Below are 18,806 nucleotides of genomic sequence, written 5' to 3'. Positions count from 1 at the left end.
ACAGTGCTAAACGCGCCGCGACAGATCAACAACAACGAACTTGCGCCAAGCCCCCATGGGGTGCGGAGCAGACACCAAGAGACGAAACCTATGTCCGAGTTCAAGTCCGATTTCCTCCGCACGCTGAAAGAGCGCGGCTTCATTCATCAGGTCTCCGATGAAAGCGGCCTCGACGACCTGTTCGACAAGGAAACCGTGACGGCCTATATCGGCTTCGATCCGACGGCACCCAGCCTGCACGCCGGCTCGCTGATCCAGATCATGATGCTGCACTGGATGCAGAAGACCGGTCATCGCGCCATCTCGCTGATGGGCGGCGGCACCGGCATGGTCGGCGATCCCTCCTTCAAGGAAGAAGCGCGCCAGCTCATGACCGTGGATACGATCGAAGGCAACATCGCCTCGATCAAGCGCGTCTTTTCCAATTACCTGAACTACGGCGACGGCCCCAAGGACGCGCTGATGATCAACAATGCCGAATGGCTGCGCTCGCTGAACTACCTCGAATTCCTGCGCGATGTCGGCAAGCACTTCTCGGTCAACCGCATGCTGTCCTTCGACAGTGTTAAGACGCGTCTCGACCGCGAACAGTCCCTGTCTTTCCTGGAATTCAACTACATGATCCTCCAGGCCTATGACTTCGTCGAGCTTGCCAAGCGCTACGATTGCCGACTGCAGATGGGTGGTTCGGACCAGTGGGGCAATATCGTCAACGGTATCGATCTCGGTCACCGCATGGGGACACCGCAGCTCTATGCGCTGACGTCACCGCTGCTGACGACGTCGTCGGGTGCCAAGATGGGCAAGTCGGCGACGGGCGCTGTCTGGCTGAACGCCGACATGCTCTCGGCCTATGATTTCTGGCAGTATTGGCGCAACACCGAGGATGCCGACGTCTCGCGTTTCCTGAAGCTCTACACAACGCTAGCGATGGATGAAATCGCCCGTCTCGCCGCACTCGGCGGCTCGGAGATCAACGAGGTCAAGAAGATCTTGGCAACTGAGGTTACCGCGATCCTGCACGGCCGCCCGGCCGCCGAGCAGGCCGCTGAAACCGCGCGCAAGACCTTCGAGGAAGGCAGCCTCTCGGAGAACCTGCCCTCGGTCGATATCCCCGCCACCGAACTCGACGGCGGCATCGGCCTGCTGTCGCTGATCGTTCGTGCCGGCCTTGCCTCGTCGAACGGCGAAGCTCGTCGTCACGTCCAAGGCGGCGCGGTCCGCATCAACGACGAGGCGATCAGCGACGAACGCAAGATGATCGGCAGCGGCGAAATCACCGCCGACGGCGTCATCAAGCTCTCGCTCGGCAAGAAGAAACACATCCTGATCCGCCGCGCGGCGTAAGCGGTGTCAGTTCCGAACAGATACCAAAGCCGGCGCCCGTGCCGGCTTTTTCTTTGCCTCACTATTCGGACCGGCGAGCAAGATCATTCAGCTCCCCGCCGGTATTCCGCGTCATCTCATTTGGTCTCTTAAGAAGATAGCCCGGCGGATCGATGCTTGAAGCGGGCTTTACCCGCGACCACCAGCTGATCGAGAAGATCGGCGGCGTCATCATCGCGTCGAGGGGAACGATAAGGACGTGGTCGGAACGGATGACCGCTTCTTGCGGTTTCAGCCGCACGACCTTTTCCGCGGCAAGCGAAGCGTCGGCAAATGTGACAGCCACCATGGCGGCCGATGCGAAAGAAACTGTCCGGGCGCACTGCATCGCATCCTCCGACATTGCACCAGCCGTTGCTTGCTGGCCGGGACAATATAGTACATCAGATTTACCTAAAATAGGCAAAGCATCAATGTCAGACTGGTCAGGATAGGTCGGAATTGGCCTTGCCGAGGACAAACCTGCGCTTTTCTCTGCTGCGATCCGGCAACAAGTCACACACCGGACGATTTGTCGGAACCTTTTGCACCTGCCGGGATTTGCGACCTCCCGGCTTCCCCCGCCTCACTGGAATTCGAAGATCTGCCGGAAAACACCAGGCGCGATGATTGACAGCGGATTGATCTGCAGGTTCGGCTGGTCGAACTTGCCTGTCAGCTTGAAGGTAATGCCGATCAGGCCGCGGTCGCTGCCATTGCCGAGGATGACGCCGATCAGTGGCAGTTCGGCGAAGAGGCGGTTGAGGCCGTAGGCGGGCATGAAAGTGCCGGTCATGTCCATGTTGCCCTTGCGGTCGCGCACGATGCCCTGGAAGGTTGCGCCGATCTGGTCGCCGCGCAGCACGCCGTTCTCGATGCCGACCATGCCGTTGCGCGAGACGACACGGGCAAAGCCGCGCTGGAAGCGCTGCGACGAGGTATCGATGTCGCGCTTGACCGCTTCGTTGAGGCTGCGCTGCTCACTTCCGACCGGCGTCGAAACGATCGACCGCAGGCGTTGTTCGTTGACGATCGCGAAGCGGCGCACGTCGAGCGAGCCGTCCCAGCCGCCCTCCGCCCCCAGCCGGATCGCCAGATTGAGCAGGCCGCCCTGCATGTGCTGGTAGAGATCGGCGAAACGCGAAACCGCGCCGGCATCGCCGCTGGTGATGTTGATGACGCCGCCGTCCTTCATCTGGCTGACCACGGCCTCGCCGCTGTCGGTAACGGCGGAAAAATTGAGCGCCTGCAGCTTGTCGCCGCGCAGTGATATTTGCGCCTGAAAATTGCTGACCTTCTCGTCGTTGAAGCCGATGACGTTTTTCAGCCTGGCGCGCACCGATACGCCGGTGTCGCCGGCATCCCCATCACCATCACCGTCCGAGCCTGATTTCAACCGCTGGATGACCGGCCGCGCATCGGCGCTGTCGCCGGAGACCGAGACGTCGAAATTGCCTTTGCTGCGTTTCACCGACAGGGCGAAATCGTCGAGCGAGGAGAGCTTGACGCTGTCGAAATCGGCCGAGATCAGCCCGCCTTTGCCAATGTTCAGCGATCCGTTGGCGCCGAAACCGTCGCCCTTCAATCGAAAGTTCTTGATCTGGGTATTGTCGGCCAGGCCTGATGTTTCGAATTCGGCAGTGGCGGCAATGCCGCTGCCCTTCGCCCAGCCGATCCACGGCAGTTCGAGCAGCGACCTGGTGAGGTCGAGCTGGACGTCCTGCCGGTCGTCGTCGATCCGCGTCAGCACCATCTTCACGCTGCCGCCGACGATGCCGGAAAGGCCGGGTATCAACTTGTTGCGCTGGTCCTCGGAAAGGGTCGCGGTGATCACCCGTTGTTTGGCCGCTGTGTCGGATGCCTCGACCGGTTCGGTAAGATCGATATCGGCCGGGACACCGTCGATCTGGGCTTTGGCATCGAGCGTGATCCGCTTCGGATTGCCGTTCAGCGTGCCGTCGAGATTGCTGATCATCCTGCCGGAAAACGGCTTGGCAAGATCGATATCGGTGAGCTTCATTGCCGCCGTCCATTCGGCAGGCGGCGGGTTTTGCGAGGAGAGCAGGCCGAAATGAGCCTTCACATGCGCCTCGATCCGGCCCTTGAGGTCATCGGGCGTAAAGCCGGCGCGCTGCAGCACCCGGATCGGCCGGTAGGTCAGAAGCTCGCCGACAGCGTCCGCCGCCCCTGAGACCGCGAGATCGATATCGGCCATCAGCGGTTTATCGTAGGTGGCGGGCAGAATGAACGTCCCCTGCCCGAGACCGACGGACCGGCCGGAGGGAAAATATGAGGTGCCGCTCTTGATCGCGATCGTCGCAACCGGACCGGTCAGGTCGAAATGTGCTGACGTGTCGCGGATCGGCGGAATGTCGCCGGCGACGTTCATCCGCGCCTCTGCAATGTCGAAGCCGATGCGGATCTGGTTGGCGTCGAGCTTCAGGCCCTTGCCGCCGGCTGCCTCGTCCAGCCTGCCGAAAGGAATGAAGACGGATATGGTAGCGTTGGTGACGGTGCCGCCAAAGAGATTGCCGTGCACCCAGGTGCGCACCTTGGGCGCCATCCAGAACGGCCAGAGCTGCTTGATCGCTGTCGTCTGCAGCTGCGCCGACTGGCCGGCGAAGCTGATTTCCGGGGACTTGTCGCCGAGCTTGACGTGCAGCGATCCGTAGAGCGCGCCGAGCGAGCTGGAGACGGTCATGTTGGGAAACTGGAATTCGCGGCCGGCGACCATGTAGCGCCCTGTCGCCTGGATGTCGAAGGAAAGCGGCGGCTCGCCGGAGCCGCCGGGGGCTGCCGTGCCGCCGCTGACGAGCAGGTCGATACCGAAGCCTTTGCCTGCCTGCGGGTCGAGTTTGTCGAGATCGATCAGCGCGCCGTTGATGGGAAGCGTGGTCGCGCCGAACCGGGCGTTCGATCGGGCGATCTCGAGCGTCTGCTTGGTGAAATCATAGACGAGATTGATTTGCCCGCCCGACAACTCCTGCGGATCGCCATCCGCATAGATCTGGCCAGGATTGATGTCGATCGTCGCCGCCAGCGCCGGCTGCACGCCATCGCGCGCTCGGGTGGCCGACACTGTCAGATCGGCAAAGGCACTCAGTCCTTGCCGGATCATGCCCTGATCGTTGCGTTTCAGCGCGAAAGGCGTGAGGTCGGCATGCTTGAGCGTCGCCACGACCTTGGACACGTGGCCGTCTTCCTTGTCGGCCAGCACGTCGAGCTCCGCCACTTCGCCGTTGAGCGCGACTTCGCCGGTCAATTGCAGCGAGGACGGGCCGGCATGGGCAAAGACGAGATTGTCGATGACGAGCGACAGCGGACCGTTGGCGGTATCGGCAAGCTTGATGTCGATGCCGGAGATGCGCACCGAATTGGTCGAGCCGCGCGTCACGATGCTGTCGAACATGTCGAACTGCGAGAAGATCTTCTCCATCGCCGCCGGCATGGCGTCGATGCGCAGATCGTCGAGCTTGACGGCATTGCCGGAGGGCAGAAGCGCGGTATCGAGCGCGATATCCTCCGCTTCGATATCCGCGACGGCGATGCGGCCGCGGAAAAGCTGCAGCGGATCGAGCCCCAGGCGCACCGAACCCGTCGTCGACAGGTGCTGGCCGCTCTCCTGGTCGATCATGTTGACGTTGCGCGCTTCCAGCGCCAGCCGAAAATCCGAGGTGAAGCGGATGACGGTGGAGCCGACCTCGGCACGGTAGCGCGGTCCGGCCACGCCATTCAGCGCCGCCTGAGCCTGCTGCGACAGCGGCTTGTCGAACATGCCGCTCTCGACGGTGAAAACGATGCCAGCGAGAGTAACGAGGATCAGCCCCAAAAATCCGCAGGTCAGCTTCGCCGTGCGGCGCATCGGCGAACGCGGCGGCGGGCAATGAACGATGATCGGATCCTCGGCCTGGGCGGACGGCAAGCGGTCCAGCGCAACGATATCCTTCTTGCGAAACGTGACCTTTTCGCCGCGGATGGCTGACATGCGCCCTCGGGCTCTCCCTTCAAGTGAAGAATTGAACCCGGCCATGCTGGACGGGTATCCGTCCACTATATAATTCGGGGAGGGAAAGTGTCATCCACAAACCCGGCAAAAGAAAGGTTTTCCTAATGGCGGTTCCCGGCATCGGCGTTTCGGCCCCTGATTTCAACCTTCCCCGCGACGGCGGCGGCCGCGTTTCGCTGGCCGAATTCCACGGCAAGCCGCTGGTTTTGTTCTTCTATCCCAAGGACGACACCACAGGCTGCACCGCCGAATCGCTGGCTTTCACCGCGTTAGCAGCCGAGTTCGAAGCGGCGGGTGCTGCCGTCATCGGCATGTCGCCCGATTCGGCCGCCTGCCATGACAAGTTCATCAAGAAGCACCGTCTTTCGGTGGCGCTCGCCTCTGACGAGGAAAAGACGACGCTGCAGGCCTATGGCGTCTGGAAGGAAAAGAGCATGTACGGCCGCAACTTCATGGGCGTCGAGCGTACCACTTTCCTCATCCGCCATGACGGCACGATCGCCACCATCTGGCAGAAGGTGAAGGTGCAGGGCCATGCCGAAACCGTGCTCGAGGCCGTGAGGAACCTGGCAGCGTGATAGGGAATCTCACGATAACCTCGCTGCGCGGCGGCGCCATCGATGCGATCTCTTCCGCCGATCTCGACCGCAAGACGGCACTTGCGCAGGAAAGCGCCACCCGCTGGTTCGCCCGCCGGGTGTCGCTGCGCTCGCCGCTCGATGCCGCCCTGCCCGACAGGCCCGGCCGTCCTGACAAACCGGTGCTGACGCCGCCGACCCAGGTGGAGAAGCGCTCGCTGCATACGCTCAAAGGGCGGATCGCCCTGCTGCACGCCATCGCCCATATCGAACTCAACGCCGTCGATCTGGCGCTGGATATCGTCGCGCGATTCGCGACCGAGCAGGTGCCGAATTCTTTTTTCGACGGCTGGATGCTGGTCGCCTTCGAGGAGGCGAAGCATTTCCGCATGGTGCGCGCCAGGCTCAACGATCTCGGCGCCGATTACGGCGATCTGCCCGCCCATGACGGGCTCTGGCAAGCAGCCCATTCGACGCGCAACGACCTGACGGCAAGGCTCGCCGTCGTACCGCTGATTCTGGAAGCCCGCGGCCTCGACGTCACACCATCGCTGCAGGCGAAGATGCGCCAGACAGGCGATCTCGAAAGTGCAGCGGTGCTCGACGTCATCTACAATGACGAGAAAGGCCATGTCGCCGTCGGCGCCAAATGGTTCCGCTTCCTCTGCGCCCGCGAGAAGCGCGATCCGGCAAAGGCCTTCCAGGAGCTGGTGCGCGCCAATTTCCGCGGACCGCTGAAGCCGCCCTTCAACGACCTTGCCCGCGCCGAGGCCGGGCTGACGCCGTCCTTCTACCGATCGCTCGCATCGATCAGCCACGCTTGAAGTCACTGAAATTTATGACGCGACGGCGACAATGAAAGCATTCATTAACCATAACGGTGTCTAATTTCCGAAAGAGGCGTAGAGCATCAATCGGGAGAGCCTGCGTGAACAGCGGACATCAGCACCGGGTATTCGGCAGGCGGGCGCAGGAACATATCCTCATCCTCGCAAGCGGCGACAAGGTCCGCCATATGACGGTCCGGCCATGGATGGCAGCACTTGCCTTCTGCTTCATCGGGGTTTTCTCTATCGGCTACCTGCTGGCCACGTCCTATCTCGTGCTGCGCGACGATCTGATCGGCGCCACCATGGCCCGCCAGGCCCGCATGCAGCACGACTATGAAGACCGCATCGCCGCCCTCCGCGCGCAGGTCGACCGCATCACCTCCCGCCAGCTTCTCGACCAGCAGGTGGTCGAAGACAAGGTCGACAAGCTGATGGAGCAGCAGATGGCGCTGACCTCGCGCCATGGCAAACTCGACAATCTGCTCGACCGGGCCGAGAGTTCCGGCCTGACGGAAAAGGACGGCGCCCCGCCTGCGCTGTCTTCGCCCGTTCAGTCCTATGCACCCAATGTCAAGGACAAGCGCGCTTCACTCACCGGGAGCGGCATCGAGGCGATCGAGAAACAGCTGGCGAGCGGCGCGCCCGCCGATGCGACGCCCGACAATTCGACGCTTGCCTATGTGCCGGCCACCGACACGGTCGGCGACCGTGCCGACCGCATCTTCTCCAAGGTGACGCTGTCGCTCAAAGATGTCGAACAGGACCAGCGCAGCCGTGTCGAACAGCTGACGAGCGATGCCGGCAATGCCGCCAGCGCCATCGAGACCGTGCTGACCCGCTTCAAGATTCCGATGCCCGAGACCGCTGCCAGGAAAGACGACGACGATGCCGTCGGCGGTCCCTATGTCGAACCTGAAAGCAACGACGGCTTCAGCAATTCGCTGGCAGCGCTCGACGGCGCGCTGACCCGGCTCGAAGCGGTGCGCAGTACCGCCGAATCCCTGCCCTTCCGCAATCCCGCTATCGGCAAGGACGTGACCAGCCCCTTCGGCAATCGTCGTGATCCCTTCCTCGGCCGCCTCGCGCTCCATTCCGGCATCGACTTCCGCTTTTCGCCAGGCGAAAGGATCCGCCCGACGGCGCCCGGCAAGGTCATTTCGGCCGGCTGGACCGGCGGCTACGGCAACATGGTCGAGGTCGATCACGGCAACGGCATCTCGACGCGTTACGGGCATATGTCGGAGGTTCTGGTCAAGGTCGGCGACACGGTCGACCGCAACGACGTCATCGGCCTTGCCGGCAGCACCGGCCGCTCGACCGGCACGCACCTGCATTATGAAGTGCGCCAGGACGGTCATGCCGTCGATCCAGTATATTTCATGAATGCCGGCCTTAAACTCGCCACCTATATCAAGTAACTCCTGCCCGGTAACCAACGCTTCACTCTGCAATGGGTGCCGCGTCTCTATTTCTTGACTTGCCGGCCATTCGGGGCTATGTCGCGCTGCATTGCGGCATGCAATCCCGCCGACTCGTTCAGAGCTCGGCCGAACGGAATGGAAACAGTTTTCCCTTTGACGACATTTGCTGACCTTGGCCTAAGCCAAAAAGTGCTATCCGCTGTTACGGACGCGGGCTACACGATCCCAACGCCTATTCAGGCGGGCGCCATCCCGTTTGCGCTCGAGCGCCGCGATATTTGCGGCATCGCGCAGACCGGCACTGGCAAGACGGCATCCTTCGTTCTGCCGATGCTGTCGCTTCTGGAGAAGGGCCGTGCGCGTGCGCGCATGCCCCGCACGCTGATTCTCGAGCCGACGCGCGAACTCGCCGCCCAGGTCGCCGAGAACTTCGAGAAATACGGCAAGAACCACCGCCTCAACGTTGCCCTTCTGATAGGCGGCGTTTCCTTCGAGGACCAGGACCGCAAGCTCGAACGCGGCGCCGATGTGCTGATCTGCACCCCCGGCCGCCTGCTCGACCATTTCGAGCGCGGCAAGCTCCTGATGAGCGGCGTCGAGATCCTCGTCATCGACGAGGCCGACCGAATGCTCGACATGGGTTTCATCCCCGATATCGAACGCATCGCCAAGATGATCCCGTTCACCCGCCAGACGTTGTTCTTCTCGGCAACCATGCCGTCGGAGATTCAGAAGCTCGCGGACCGCTTCCTGCAGAACCCAGAGCGCATCGAGGTCGCAAAGCCGGCTTCCGCTGCCGAGACCGTGACGCAGCGCTTCGTCGCTTCGCACGGCAAGGATTACGAGAAGCGCGCCGTCCTGCGCGAACTCGTCCGAGCCCAGACCGAGCTCAAGAACGCTATCGTCTTCTGCAACCGCAAGAAGGATGTCGCCGATCTCTTCCGGTCGCTCGAGCGTCACGGCTTCTCGGTCGGCGCCCTGCATGGCGATATGGACCAGCGTTCCCGCACGATGACGCTGCAGAGCTTCCGCGATGGCAACCTCCAGCTTCTGGTCGCTTCCGACGTCGCCGCCCGCGGCCTCGATATCCCTGATGTCAGCCACGTCTTCAATTTCGACGTGCCGATCCATTCCGAGGATTACGTCCACCGCATCGGCCGCACCGGCCGTGCCGGCCGCTCGGGTGCCGCCTTCACGCTCGTTACCAAGCGCGACACCAAATTCGTCGATGCCATCGAGAAGCTGATCGGCCAGAAGGTCGAATGGCTGAGCGGCGACCTGACGTCGCTGCCGCCGCCGGCAGAAGACAGCAGGGACAGCGAACGCCCGCGCCGCAACAGCCGCGAACGTGGCGCCAGAGATGGTGCAGGCCGAGATCGTGCGCCGAGAGAGAATGGCGACAAAGATCGTGGACGCGGACGCGGCAATCGCGCCGCTGCGAGTCATAAATCTGATAACGACATACAGGATAATGGCGTAGACGTGATCGAAGCAGCACCAGTAAAGGCCGACATCGTGAAGAACGAGCGCAAAGCAGAGCAGAAGCCGCAGAACAACGCGCGCAATAGTCGGCCTTACCCGGCAAACGATGACAGCCGCGACCGCCGCCGCCATCGCGACCACGACGACGGCCCGACCCCGGTCGGCTTCGGCGACGATATCCCCGCCTTCATGCTGATCGCCGGCAGCGCCAAGGTCTAAGCATTACTATGGGCAGGCCCGGCATTGATTTTCCGGGTCTCGGCGTCGGTCTGGTGATTCTGCGCGACGCCAGGATCCTTCTTTACAAACGCATGCGACCACCTGAAGCCGGCTATTGGAATATCGTCGGCGGCAAGGTCGATCATATGGAGCCGGCAGAGACTGCCGCGCGCCGTGAGGCCGAGGAGGAAACCGGCCTGACGATCGGCCGCATCGAACGAATCAGCGTGACCGAACAGATCATCGATGCCGACCGCCAACACTGGATCTCGATCCTCTATCTCGCCCGCGACGTCGAGGGCGAGCCGCAACTGACCGAACCGGACAAGCTTTCGGATTTCGGCTGGTTTCCGCTGACGGATCTACCCGAGCCACTGTCGGCCTTCACCAAGGCTGCGATAGCAGCCTTGTCGCCCGCTGAACGCGGCTGACTATTCGGCTCGAAGCGACGCCTCATAGGCAAGCCTCACCCACTTCGCCATCAGATCGGGATCGTCGTAGGCCTCGTCGGGGATCGACCAATAGGGCATTTTTACCGGCTTGCCCTTCTTGCCCTCATAGGTCCATTGCGTGGCGCCGGCAGCGGCAAATTCCGGAGCGCTCGTCTCGTCGGCTTTCAGCAGCATCTCGTCGCGCACTTCGAGCGCAATGATGCGCCCGAGATGATAGATGCCTTTGCCGCCGAACATGCGCTTGACCGTGACGGGGCCAAGCCCCTGAAACATTTCCTCGATCCCGGCATTGTCCATTCTTTATTCCCTCGAAATGCAAGGACGCACGGCGCTCCAATTACAGCGCGTGATAATCCCGGTTCATATAGATGAGCGCCGGGTGTTTTGCGCTGAAGCGGACAGCCGCGACCTCGCCGAAGATGACATTGTGCGTCGGCATTTCCTTGATATCGATCACCCGGCAATCGAAGGCGGCAAGTGCGTCGGCCAGCACGGGCGCACCGGTGGCAAGCATATCGAAACGGGCGCTGGCGAAACGGTCGTCATTGGCAAGCGACGTGCGCCCGGAAAAGGCATCGGCAACGCCCTGGTGGTGGGCGCCGAGCGTGTTCAGCGCGAAGATGCCGCTGCGAAAGAAGATCTCGTTCTTCGGATTGGTGTTGTTGAGGCAGATCAGCACCGAGGCCGGATTGTCCGAGACCGAGCAGGCGGCGGTGATGGTGACGCCGCGGCGCAGCTCGCCCATTGCCGTCGTCACGAGCTGCACATGGCCGGCATAACGGCTCATGGCATCGCGATAAAGGCCGGGGTCGATATGCTGCCTGTTCAACACCTGCTTCTCCCGTACGCGCTTACTCTGTCTGGATCGAATTGCTATCGCGCCAATATGGCGAGCATCGGTTACCTTTTCTACAATAGGACCGGTGAAAAGCGCTGCGTTGCGCTTGTTTTTCTTTGACGATCGCGGCCTTGCGGATAAAAGGGCATGGACGATGGCTAGGGATCTCCGCCTTTCATGATCAACCTGCGTGGCATAGCAGCTTTTCTGGCGCTGCTGGGAGCGGCGGCTGAAAGCCATGCGGCCGGCGTGACGATCGGCGTCGTCGCCCCTCAGAACGGCCCGCTCGCCCTCCTCGGCGCCCAGATTGCCGCCGGCGCCGGTTTCGAGATCCAGCAGTCCGGAAATACCCTCGTCGCCATCAACGAGACCTGCGAGGAGAATAGTGGTGCCGCGGTCGCCGATGCGCTTGTCAATGCCAAGGTACAGGTCGCGGTCGGCTTTCTCTGCAGCGAGACGCTGGAAGACGCGCTGCCGAAGCTGAAGGATGCCAATATCCCCGCGATCACCGTCTCCGTGCGCTCCCGCATCCTGATGGAGGATGCGTTGAAGAACGGCTGGCCGCTTTTCCGCGCGGCGCCCGCCGACGGTGCCGAGGCGGCAAAGGTCATCGAGGTGATCCTGAAGGACTGGGCCGCCGATCCGATCGCCCTGATCGAGGACGGCACCATTCATGGCCGCGAACTGACGGAAGCGGTGCGCAATGCGCTGGAGCAGAACGGCCTGAAGCCAGTCTTTACCGATACCTACCGGCCGGGACAGGAACAGCAGATCGCCCTCGTCCGCCGCCTGAAACGAGCCGGCGCCACCAGGGTCTTCATCGGCGGCGACCGCAACGACGTCGCCGTCATTGCCCGCGACGCCAAGGCCGAGAACATCCAGCTCTCCATCCTCGGCGGCGATGCCATGCGCGCTGCCGACCAGCCGCTGCCGCTTGATTCAGGCGTACGCGCCGTCGCCCTGCCCGAATCCGCCATCCTGCCGGAAGGCACGGCTGCGGCCGACGCGCTGCGCGCCAAAGGCATCGAGCCGGAAGGTTATGTCCTGCCGTCGCTGGCCGCCGCCCTCATTGCCGGCCAGGCGGGACAAGCCGCCGCTGCGGCGGGCAAGCCCCTCCAGGAGACGCTTCTCGGCACGACATTCCAGACGCCGGTCGGCGCTATCGCCTTCACCGGCGCGCATGAACTTTCGCAAAATCCCTACCGCCTGCTCGAATGGCGGGGCAACGGCTTTTTTCCACCTGCCGCGCCGACGCAATGAGCGGCGCGCCAGCCTTGAATTCGGGCCCCGCGCTCAAATGGCGGCCCATACGGAGTAAGATTTGATGACGCTGCCCATTCGCATTGCCCCCTCGATCCTCGCGGCGGATTTCGCCAGGCTCGGCGAGGAGGTCCGCGACGTGACGGCCGCCGGCGCCGACTGGATCCATCTCGACGTGATGGACGGCCATTTCGTGCCGAACATCTCCTTCGGCCCCGATGTCATCAAGTCGCTGCGCTCCTATACGTCAGCCACCTTCGACTGCCACCTGATGATCTCCCCGGTCGACGACTATCTCGAAGCCTTCGCCAAGGCCGGCTGTGACCGTATCACCGTCCATGCCGAAGCCGGACCGCATCTGCACCGCTCGCTGCAGACTATCCGCAATCTCGGCAAGAAGGTCGGGGTGACGATCAATCCGGCGACACCGCTCAGCGCCATCGAGAACGTGCTCGACGATGTCGATCTCATCCTGATCATGTCGGTCAATCCCGGCTTCGGTGGGCAGAAGTTCATTCCGGCGATGGCGAAGAAGATCGCGGCGGCGAAGTCACTGATCGGTGATCGGCCGATCGAGCTCGAGGTCGACGGCGGCGTCACGGTGGAAACGGCGCCTGATATCGCGCGGGCGGGCGGCAACGTTCTCGTCGCCGGCTCGGCAATTTTCAAGGGCGATACGGTCGAGGATTATCGCCGGACTGTCGCCGATCTGCGTCAGGCAGCCGAAGGGGCACGAGCATGAAGAAACGTCTGATTATCGGTGGCATGCTTGCCGTCGCATTTGCCGGCCTGCCCGGCCTGTCGCTTGCCGGCGACATCGCCAATATCCAGCCGATCGGCTTTTCCGCCGACGGCAAGGTCTTCGGATTTCAGGAGTTCGGCATCCAGGAGAGCGGCAACCTTCCCTACTCCAACACCTATTTCATCGATACTGAAGACGGCCACTATCTCGAGGGCACGCCCTTCCACACGGAGCTGACCGACAAGGATGCCAATCTTTCCAAGGCGCGGCGGCAGAACCTGACGGCGGCGCGCAGCCAGATGGACAAATACGATCTCCTGACCAATCCCGGCCTGATCGCCGCCTTCAATCCGCCGACCGAACTCGGCTCCCCTTCGAAGACGATCCGCTACACGACACTTGCGACCGACGGCCCGCCGAAATCGCCCTATACGCTCTCGCTCGGCGAGATGCCGGTACCAACGCCGAAGGATTGCGCTGCAGTCGACAAGCGGGTCATCGGCTTCAGCCTGCAGATGATCGAGAAGGAAGGCGCTCCGAACCGGCAGGCGGCGCGCCAGGCCACCGCAGTTCCGGCCGAGCGCGTATGTTCCGTCGAATACCGGATCGGCGGCGCCGTGGTCTATCAGCCGGAAGGCGGAAACCAGGTTCACATCGCCCTCGTCCTGGCCTTCGATGCCGACAGGAACGGACGCTGGATCGCCGTTCCGGTTCATCCCTGAACATGGATCGCCCGAGGACGGATCGCCCCCGGATGGATCGTCTAAGAGCTGCACGGCCGCCCTACCCCGATCTGATCGCCGGCGCGTTCCTTTGGGGCATGCAGATGCTTGCCGCCGCCATGCTCGGCCTTTACCTGCGCAACGGCCTGCAGACGAGCCGCCTTGCCGAGATCGCCGCACTCTATTTCGCCGGCGGCCTGTTTGCCTGGCCGTTCGCCCTGCCGGTCGCCCGCTTCCTCGCCTTTGACAGGCCGCTGGAAACGCGTTTTGCCGCTTTTTTCGTGACGCTGACAGCGGCCACGATCCTGATGACCGCTTTCCTCTTCGCCATGGAATACCGGATGTTCTATTCGCGCTGGCACGCCCCCTTCGGCAGTATCGTCTGGGCTTTCCAGTTCGTCTTCACCAGTATCAGCGCCGTCTACCAGTTCCTGGTGATCGGCCTGCGCCTCTTCCTGCCGCTCGGCCTCGTCTGTCTTGTCGCAAGCAGCTATCATCTTGCCAAACGCATGCGTTGAGATTGCCGCCCGTCTTTGCTACAGGGGCGCTAACAAACCTCTTGAAAGGCAGCCGCCCATGATCCCGCGTTATTCCCGGCCCGAAATGGTCGACATCTGGTCTCCCGAAACCAAGTTCCGCATCTGGTTCGAGATCGAGGCGCATGCCTGCGACGCGCTGGCCGAACTCGGCGTCATCCCGAAATCGGCGGCAAAGACGATCTGGGAGAAAGGCGGCGCCGCCACCTTTGACGTCGACCGCATCGATGAGATCGAGGCCGTCACCAAACATGACGTCATCGCCTTCCTCACCCACCTCGCCGAGATCGTCGGCCCGGATGCGCGCTTCGTCCACCAGGGCATGACCTCGTCCGACGTGCTCGACACTTGCTTCAACGTCCAGCTGGTCCGCGCCACCGACATCCTGCTTGCCGATATCGATCGCCTGCTCGAGGCGCTGAAAACCCGCGCCTTCGAACACAAGGACACCGTCACCATCGGCCGTTCGCACGGCATCCATGCCGAGCCCACCACCTTCGGCGTCAAGCTGGCGCTCGCCTATGCCGAATTCGAGCGCTGCCGCCAGCGCCTCGTCGCCGCCCGCGAGGAAGTCGCGACCTGCGCCATCTCGGGCGCCGTCGGCACCTTCGCCAATATCGATCCGCGCGTCGAGGAACATGTCGCCGAGGCCCTTGGCCTAAAGGCCGAGCCGGTTTCGACGCAGGTCATCCCGCGTGACCGCCACGCCATGTATTTCGCCACCCTCGGCGTCGTCGCCTCGTCGATCGAGCGGCTGGCAACCGAGATCCGCCACCTGCAGCGCACCGAGGTGCTCGAAGCCGAGGAATATTTCTCGCCCGGCCAGAAAGGCTCCTCGGCCATGCCGCACAAGCGCAACCCGGTTCTGACCGAAAACCTGACCGGTCTTGCCCGCATGGTCCGCTCCTATGCCATGCCGGCCATGGAAAACGTCGCCCTCTGGCACGAGCGCGATATCTCCCACTCCTCGGTCGAGCGCATGATCGGCCCCGATGCCACCGTGACGCTCGATTTCGCCCTGTCGCGGCTTGCCGGCGTCATCGAGAAGCTGCTGGTTTATCCCGAGAACATGGAAAAGAACCTCAACAAATTCCGCGGCCTCGTCCATTCGCAGCGTGTCCTGCTGGCACTGACCCAGGCCGGCACCTCCCGCGAGGACGCCTACCGCCTCGTCCAGCGCAACGCTATGAAGGTCTGGGAACAGGGCAAGGATTTCCTGGAGGAGTTGCTTGCTGATGCGGAAGTCCGCGCCGCACTGTCGGAAGAGGACATCCGCGAAAAATTCGACCTCGGCTACCACACCAAACACGTCGACACGATCTTCCGCCGCGTCTTCGGCAACGCCTGAGCGATCTGCAATCAACGATTAACGATATAGCGGCCAACGATATAGCGGCGCCCTTGCAGGCGCCGTTTTTCTGCCGGCATACCTCTCCATCGAGAATCTATCGGACGGCTTTTCCCCTCAGTCGCAGCCTGATCATAACTGTAAAGTACATGCAGGCGACGAAGACAGAAGGCAGGGAAATGACTAAGAAAAAAGCTAATAAGGTCAGCCTTTGAATGCTGCCACCTGACAACAGCAAGAAAGCCGCCGTGATCAGCAATAAAATTGCTATAAAAATGATAAATGACCAAAGAACTGGCCGTGAATTTATTTCACTGTATTTAACGCGATAAAAAATAAATAATATAAAAACGATTGGCAGCGAAACAATAAACTTTGGAATAAACGCGATAAAGCCGATATCGTCGAAGAAAAATGGCAAATGACCTAACGCCATTCCTATGAAATAAGCCTGAAAGAACAGCTCGACCTGCGGCTCTCTAAGAAGGGAGTCGTTCATTTTCCCCTACGGAGTTGGATTTAATGAACTCAATATAATTGCCGATTGTATTTCATAGTCTAGCTTTTCTCAAGCGGCCGTTGTTTTTGCTTCGGCGCTTTGGCAGCCACAGGACGCTTGCGTGCCTCCGCCTTTTTCGACGGTTCCGCATTCGCTGCCTCCGCTCCCCGCCTTTGGCGGCCTTGGCGACCAACTCGTCGAGTCGTTTCAGCTCTTCCTCGTCGAGATTTTCGATGCGATGAAACGTTCTCGGCATGGATGCTCAGGCTCTTTTGGCTGAAGCCCACCGGGAGATCAGAAAAGCGTGGTTCTGGCCGACCGCTTGGAAAGAAGTAAGTCAGCACGTCCCATAGCATCGTCACTATTTTTGGCGGGAGTGGCGCAAAGCAAAAGACTTTAGCCCTGCAAAGGACGCTGCGATCAATCTGAAAAGCATTCCTTCTTCGATCGACGTCGCTTATCCTTCCTCGGGGACGCTGCTGCCGACTTCATTGGTCCTGCCTATGCTCGAGAAGAATACCGAGATCGCCGTTCCACTTTTTGTTCCTGCTTCTTTGCGTGGTTGCGCAACCTTTCAATGTCCCGCCTGATTTGCATAATGAAATGGTTGTACTCGCGGCTGACACATTTCTTTTTGTCCGATGTTCCGAATCCTTCGTTCGCTTCGGCAACGGATTACTCAAACCACTGTCGAATAGCGTATCTATTGCGGGGAAATAAGCGTGAATAAAATTCACATAGCAAGAAGATCAATGATAATATTGTCTTTCGCTTATTTTATTGTTTTTTACTGCCTTTTCAGGCAGTCAGCATATTACGATAGCACATACGAAGAACTTTCCGATATTGTTCGGTTTAATGGCCATTTAGTAGAAATGATATTGATATCTCCACAGGTTTATCCGCTGATGATACTTTCCGGATTCTTGATTTATTTGAGGAATAGGGATGGTGTAGTAAAGCAGCTAATGTGTATCTGGTCTGTAGTATTTGTACTTGGCTCAGCTTGGACCGCTCTGGTCATCTATTTAATTGAAAACGGCTAAATTTCAAAGGAGATATACCATGGCAGACCCGACATCGCTGTTCACACGGGAAACGACAGACTTTATCGTACGGAATGCATCTGAAGCCAATACCGTAGCTTTGTCCGTCAGCGTCAAGGTCAAGACCGGCAGCCGGCGTATCCTTGATTAACTCTATTCGCCGTTGGCCGAGATCGTATCGGAAGCGATGCGGGAGCGATGAGGCCTTGTCCGACGAGTTCACGATTCGCTATGACCAGATTCAGCCGCTGACGCAGTGACGCCTGCGCCCAAAATACGAGATCAACAATGACAACAGAGGTTCTAGTGAAGAAAGCATTTATTCTGTCGGTTGCCACGATGTGCGTCAGTGCAGCGTTGACGAGTTGCACGACGACCGGTCCGGATGGATTGTCGCGTCATCAAAAAAATGTCACCGCGGCAAGCGGTGAGCGCACCAAGCTTGGTGTCGCCTTCAGCCTCAATCCTGACTGCAGCGCGAAAGTAGTACCAGAGGTCCGCATCCGCGAGGCCCCGAAGCATGGCAAGGTGGAGAGCCTGCGCGAACTCGCATTCCCCAATGGCAAGGGCGATTATAAGAAGTGCAATGGTACAAAGGTGCTTGCCACGGTAGGGTACTACACGTCTGACAAGGGCTTTGTCGGCAAGGACAGAATTGTTGTTCGCACGTCCGATAAAAACGGCCATGTCGATGAAGGTGTGCTGAATATCACCGTTGTCGAATAGTCCAGCTGCGATGGTAGCCGGCATCGTGATCTCATGACGCCGCCTGCCCAAGAACCAAACTTCGATACTGTGAGGACTCCCGTGACCCGGCGACACGGGATTTCCTTTGTTCGGCCCCCCTTCTCCTTGCCGGGGGCATGCCCAAGCTCAGGAGAGCAAGAAGGAGAATATGTCCGCACTGTGATCTCAGGCAGTCGGTAAGCCCAATAAAAATAGTCGACCGATCTCTACCTCTGCTTCACCGGCTTGGCTGAAACCCGTCGGTTGCGCGCCTCCGCCTTTTTCGACGGTGTCGCATTTGCTGCTTCGGTTGGTTCCGATGTCCTGCAAGCCTCCGTCTCGCCCCTGCCCTTTGCCGCCTTGGCGACCAGCTCGTCGAGACGTTTCAGCTCCTCCTCGTCGAGATTCTCGATGCCGATGAAACGGTTTTCGGCATGGCTGGTCAGGATGATTTCGTTGAGCTTGGCCTGGATCGCCCGCGTGTCGCGTGTCTGGGCGTTCTGCAGCACGAAGACCATCAGGAAAGTGACGATCGTCGTGCCGGTATTGATGACCAGCTGCCAGGTTTCCGAATAATCGAACAGGGGGCCGAGTGCCGCCCAGATGACGACGGCGATCAGTGCCAGGATGAAGATGACGGGTTTTCCCGCCCATTCTGATACCTTTGTTGCGAAGCGGGCGAACAGATGCTTCATCGTCACCTCTGGAATCCTCCCTCGACGTCTCCGGAGCATGA

General features: G+C 60.7%; 19 protein-coding genes and 1 pseudogene. 13 read left to right on the top strand and 7 right to left on the bottom strand.

The genetic code is table 11. The features are described 5' to 3' along the window. Positions 1-90 precede the first annotated feature (90 nt). Positions 91-1,347 (top strand): tyrosine--tRNA ligase, encoded by a 1,257-nt coding sequence (tyrS, locus tag HX899_RS23040; RefSeq protein WP_181293480.1) that lies wholly within the window; start codon positions 91-93, stop codon positions 1,345-1,347. Positions 1,348-1,408: 61 nt separating this feature from the next. Here tyrS and HX899_RS23035 read toward each other — a convergent pair whose 3' ends face one another. Then, a complete protein-coding gene (locus tag HX899_RS23035; protein WP_180194353.1) occupies positions 1,409-1,729 on the bottom strand; it encodes a hypothetical protein in 321 nt (106 codons plus the stop codon). 222 nt (positions 1,730-1,951) lie between these two features. Continuing rightward, positions 1,952-5,350, bottom strand: a complete 3,399-nt coding sequence (locus HX899_RS23030; protein ID WP_181293479.1) for an AsmA-like C-terminal domain-containing protein — start codon at positions 5,348-5,350, stop codon at positions 1,952-1,954. A gap of 125 nt (positions 5,351-5,475) precedes the next feature. Here HX899_RS23030 and HX899_RS23025 point away from each other — a divergent pair, with 125 nt between their 5' ends. The 5 genes from HX899_RS23025 (at position 5,476) to HX899_RS23005 (ending at position 10,332) form a co-directional block, all read left to right on the top strand. Continuing rightward, the gene (locus HX899_RS23025) at positions 5,476-5,949 is read left to right on the top strand and encodes a peroxiredoxin (RefSeq protein WP_171598743.1); all 474 of its coding nucleotides are present in this window, start codon (positions 5,476-5,478) and stop codon (positions 5,947-5,949) included. Continuing rightward, positions 5,946-6,773, top strand: coding sequence for a ferritin-like domain-containing protein (locus HX899_RS23020; RefSeq protein ID WP_181293478.1), 828 nt, complete (start codon positions 5,946-5,948; stop codon positions 6,771-6,773). The genes HX899_RS23025 and HX899_RS23020 overlap by 4 nt, the downstream gene beginning before the upstream one ends. Positions 6,774-6,877: 104 nt before the next feature. Continuing rightward, positions 6,878-8,197: a peptidoglycan DD-metalloendopeptidase family protein gene (locus HX899_RS23015; RefSeq protein ID WP_181293477.1), complete on the top strand. Its 1,320-nt coding sequence runs from the start codon at positions 6,878-6,880 to the stop codon at positions 8,195-8,197. A 138-nt stretch (positions 8,198-8,335) separates the two neighbouring features. After that, complete coding sequence (locus tag HX899_RS23010; RefSeq protein ID WP_171598740.1) at positions 8,336-9,901, top strand: DEAD/DEAH box helicase; 1,566 nt, start codon at positions 8,336-8,338, stop codon at positions 9,899-9,901. 8 nt (positions 9,902-9,909) lie between these two features. After that, positions 9,910-10,332 carry an NUDIX domain-containing protein gene (locus HX899_RS23005; protein ID WP_138329331.1) on the top strand — a complete coding sequence of 141 codons (423 nt, stop codon included), beginning with the start codon at positions 9,910-9,912 and terminating at the stop codon, positions 10,330-10,332. On the opposite strand, the gene HX899_RS23000 is transcribed toward HX899_RS23005, so the two are convergent. Together HX899_RS23000 and HX899_RS22995 are read right to left on the bottom strand one after the other, a co-directional pair. Beyond that, the gene (locus tag HX899_RS23000) at positions 10,333-10,650 is read right to left on the bottom strand and encodes a TfoX/Sxy family protein (protein WP_003540033.1); all 318 of its coding nucleotides are present in this window, start codon (positions 10,648-10,650) and stop codon (positions 10,333-10,335) included. Between the two features lie 40 nt (positions 10,651-10,690). After that, complete coding sequence (locus HX899_RS22995; RefSeq protein WP_181293476.1) at positions 10,691-11,185, bottom strand: flavin reductase; 495 nt, start codon at positions 11,183-11,185, stop codon at positions 10,691-10,693. Positions 11,186-11,368: 183 nt separating this feature from the next. Between HX899_RS22995 and HX899_RS22990 the strand changes: the two genes are divergently transcribed. From HX899_RS22990 to purB, 5 genes are all read left to right on the top strand, one after another. Then, entirely contained in the window at positions 11,369-12,451 is a 1,083-nt protein-coding gene (locus HX899_RS22990; protein WP_181293475.1) for an ABC transporter substrate-binding protein, read from the top strand. Positions 12,452-12,515: 64 nt separating this feature from the next. After that, entirely contained in the window at positions 12,516-13,193 is a 678-nt protein-coding gene (rpe, locus tag HX899_RS22985; protein ID WP_003559730.1) for a ribulose-phosphate 3-epimerase, read from the top strand. Further along, a complete protein-coding gene (locus HX899_RS22980) occupies positions 13,190-13,915 on the top strand; it encodes a DUF2259 domain-containing protein (RefSeq protein ID WP_138389090.1) in 726 nt (241 codons plus the stop codon). Before rpe ends, HX899_RS22980 begins: the two co-directional genes overlap by 4 nt. 32 nt (positions 13,916-13,947) lie before the next feature. Next, positions 13,948-14,433, top strand: coding sequence for a hypothetical protein (locus HX899_RS22975; protein ID WP_138389089.1), 486 nt, complete (start codon positions 13,948-13,950; stop codon positions 14,431-14,433). Positions 14,434-14,491: 58 nt separating this feature from the next. Then, on the top strand, positions 14,492-15,799 hold the full coding sequence (gene purB / locus HX899_RS22970; RefSeq protein WP_138389088.1) for an adenylosuccinate lyase: 1,308 nt from the start codon (positions 14,492-14,494) through the stop codon (positions 15,797-15,799). A gap of 97 nt (positions 15,800-15,896) precedes the next feature. Here the strand turns inward: purB and HX899_RS22965 are convergent, their stop codons facing one another. Together HX899_RS22965 and HX899_RS35205 are read right to left on the bottom strand one after the other, a co-directional pair. Further along, positions 15,897-16,298: a hypothetical protein gene (locus HX899_RS22965; protein WP_138389087.1), complete on the bottom strand. Its 402-nt coding sequence runs from the start codon at positions 16,296-16,298 to the stop codon at positions 15,897-15,899. Positions 16,299-16,357: 59 nt separating this feature from the next. Next, positions 16,358-16,564: pseudogene (locus HX899_RS35205) on the bottom strand (low affinity iron permease family protein); the annotation flags it as partial. A 799-nt stretch (positions 16,565-17,363) separates the two neighbouring features. On the opposite strand from HX899_RS35205, the gene HX899_RS35465 reads away from it, so the two are divergent. Together HX899_RS35465 and HX899_RS22960 are read left to right on the top strand one after the other, a co-directional pair. Continuing rightward, on the top strand, positions 17,364-17,495 hold the full coding sequence (locus HX899_RS35465; protein ID WP_281385515.1) for a hypothetical protein: 132 nt from the start codon (positions 17,364-17,366) through the stop codon (positions 17,493-17,495). A 137-nt stretch (positions 17,496-17,632) separates the two neighbouring features. Then, positions 17,633-18,070 carry a hypothetical protein gene (locus tag HX899_RS22960; RefSeq protein WP_210258849.1) on the top strand — a complete coding sequence of 146 codons (438 nt, stop codon included), beginning with the start codon at positions 17,633-17,635 and terminating at the stop codon, positions 18,068-18,070. 227 nt (positions 18,071-18,297) lie between these two features. Here HX899_RS22960 and HX899_RS22955 read toward each other — a convergent pair whose 3' ends face one another. Continuing rightward, positions 18,298-18,765, bottom strand: a complete 468-nt coding sequence (locus HX899_RS22955) for a low affinity iron permease family protein (RefSeq protein WP_138389086.1) — start codon at positions 18,763-18,765, stop codon at positions 18,298-18,300. Between the last annotated feature and the right edge of the window lie 41 nt (positions 18,766-18,806).

The sequence above is a fragment of the Rhizobium sp. WYCCWR 11146 genome (assembly GCF_013591995.1).
In the GTDB taxonomy this organism is placed as follows: domain Bacteria; phylum Pseudomonadota; class Alphaproteobacteria; order Rhizobiales; family Rhizobiaceae; genus Rhizobium; species Rhizobium indicum.
Note: the sequence above shows the minus strand (reverse complement) of the source record. Positions and strands in the feature narration are given on the sequence as shown.